Consider the following 1,133-nt stretch of genomic DNA (forward strand, 5'->3'; position numbering starts at 1 on the left):
CTGGACGGGCTGCTCGGCTCGCGGCTGACGGTGGACATCGACCTGGGCGACGAGGGCGTCCGGCCTTTCCATTGCCAGGTGCTGGGCGGCTACGACAGCGGCCAGACCCAGGACAGCTACACCTACACGCTGGAACTGGGCAGTTGGCTGTCCTTCCTGGCGGAGAACCAGAACTGCCGCGTGTTCCAGCAGCTGACGGTGCCGCAGATCGTCGAGCAGGTCTTCGGCGAGCATCAGCGGCCGGACTTCCGTTTCGAGCTGGAACACGCTTACGAACCGCGCGAATACTGCGTGCAGTTCCTGGAGACCGACCTCAACTTCGTCAAGCGGCTGCTGGAGGACGAGGGCATTTACTTCTGGATCGAGCACCAGCCGGAGCGTCAGGTGGTGGTGCTGTCCGACACCCAGCGCTTCGACGATCTGACCGCCGGCTACGGCCTGCTGCGCTTCCTGCCGGACGGCGACGAATTCCGTCCGGTGCCGGGCCGCGAAGGCGTGCAGCGGCTGCAACGCGGGCGGCGGGTGCGGCCGACCAATGTCGCGCTGCGCGATTTCGACTACCACGCGCCGTCCAACCGGCTGGACAGCGATGCTCAGGAGGCGCAAGCCAGCCTGGACGGCATCCGGCTGGAGCATTACGACTACGGCGCCGGCTATAGCGATCAGGCCGGCGGCGACCGGCTGGCGCGGCTGCGGCTGGAGGCCTTGCAGGCGGATTCCCACCAGCTCAACGGCACCGCCAACGCCCGCGGCCTGGCAACCGGCGGCGCTTTCACGCTGGACGGCCACCCGGACGCGGCGCGCAACCGCCGCTACTATGTGACCGCCAGCCAGCTGACTTTCTTGCAGGACGGGCCGGACAGCAGCGGCCAGGGCCGCAATGTGATGGCCGTGTTCCGGGCGATGACGGACGACCGTCCGTTCCGCCCGCTGCGGCTGACGCCCAAGCCCATCCTGCCCGGCATCCAGAGCGCCACCGTGGTGGGGCCGGTGAACGCGGAGGTGCACACCGACAAGCTGGGCCGCATCCGCGTGCACTTCCACTGGGACCGCTACAAGACCCAGGAAGAAGACGCCTCGTGCTGGATCCGGGTGTCGCAAGCCTGGGCCGGCAAGGGCTGGGGCGTGCTGGC

At 68.6% G+C, this 1,133-nt stretch carries 1 protein-coding gene; it reads left to right on the forward strand.

Translation table 11 applies throughout. The features are described from left to right. On the forward strand, window positions 1-1,133 hold a 1,133-nt coding region (locus tag NK214_RS24860; RefSeq protein ID WP_253315801.1), incomplete at both ends, for a type VI secretion system Vgr family protein.

It is taken from the genome of Chromobacterium sp. S0633, from assembly GCF_024158805.1.
In the GTDB taxonomy this organism is placed as follows: Bacteria; Pseudomonadota; Gammaproteobacteria; order Burkholderiales; family Chromobacteriaceae; genus Chromobacterium.